The 1,449-nt window shown below is 52.6% G+C and carries 1 rRNA gene; it reads left to right on the forward strand.

The window, feature by feature from the left end:
- Window positions 1-1,361: ribosomal RNA gene (locus AC19YQ_RS24935) — 23S ribosomal RNA — on the forward strand; the annotation flags it as partial.
- Between the last annotated feature and the right edge of the window lie 88 nt (window positions 1,362-1,449).

Here is a 1,449-nt window from a genome sequence, read left to right on the forward strand (position 1 = left end):
ACGAAGTGGTTGATGCCATGCTTCCAAGAAAAGCTTCTAAGCTTCAGGTAACCAGGAACCGTACCCCAAACCGACACAGGTGGTTGGGTAGAGAATACCAAGGCGCTTGAGAGAACTCGGGTGAAGGAACTAGGCAAAATGGCACCGTAACTTCGGGAGAAGGTGCGCCGGTGAGGGTGAAGCATTTACTGCGTAAGCCCATGCCGGTCGAAGATACCAGGCCGCTGCGACTGTTTATTAAAAACACAGCACTCTGCAAACACGAAAGTGGACGTATAGGGTGTGACGCCTGCCCGGTGCCGGAAGGTTAATTGATGGGGTTAGCTAACGCGAAGCTCTTGATCGAAGCCCCGGTAAACGGCGGCCGTAACTATAACGGTCCTAAGGTAGCGAAATTCCTTGTCGGGTAAGTTCCGACCTGCACGAATGGCGTAACGATGGCGGCGCTGTCTCCACCCGAGACTCAGTGAAATTGAAATCGCTGTGAAGATGCAGTGTATCCGCGGCTAGACGGAAAGACCCCGTGAACCTTTACTATAGCTTTGCACTGGACTTTGAATTTGCTTGTGTAGGATAGGTGGGAGGCTTTGAAGTGTGGACGCCAGTCTGCATGGAGCCAACCTTGAAATACCACCCTGGCAACTTTGAGGTTCTAACTCAGGTCCGTTATCCGGATCGAGGACAGTGTATGGTGGGTAGTTTGACTGGGGCGGTCTCCTCCTAAAGAGTAACGGAGGAGTACGAAGGTGCGCTCAGACCGGTCGGAAATCGGTCGTAGAGTATAAAGGCAAAAGCGCGCTTGACTGCGAGACAGACACGTCGAGCAGGTACGAAAGTAGGTCTTAGTGATCCGGTGGTTCTGTATGGAAGGGCCATCGCTCAACGGATAAAAGGTACTCCGGGGATAACAGGCTGATACCGCCCAAGAGTTCATATCGACGGCGGTGTTTGGCACCTCGATGTCGGCTCATCACATCCTGGGGCTGAAGCCGGTCCCAAGGGTATGGCTGTTCGCCATTTAAAGTGGTACGCGAGCTGGGTTTAGAACGTCGTGAGACAGTTCGGTCCCTATCTGCCGTGGACGTTTGAGATTTGAGAGGGGCTGCTCCTAGTACGAGAGGACCGGAGTGGACGAACCTCTGGTGTTCCGGTTGTCACGCCAGTGGCATTGCCGGGTAGCTATGTTCGGGAAAGATAACCGCTGAAAGCATCTAAGCGGGAAACTTGCCTCAAGATGAGATCTCACTGGAACCTTGAGTTCCCTAAAGGGCCGTCGAAGACTACGACGTTGATAGGTTGGGTGTGTAAGCGCTGTGAGGCGTTGAGCTAACCAATACTAATTGCCCGTGAGGCTTGACCATATAACACCCAAGCAATTTGCGTCGAAGAGACCAGATTGCGGTGTGTGAAGACGATACAAACCGAAAGTTTGCGACTCACAAAACACCA

The organism is Pseudomonas sp. MF06569, from assembly GCF_059862735.1.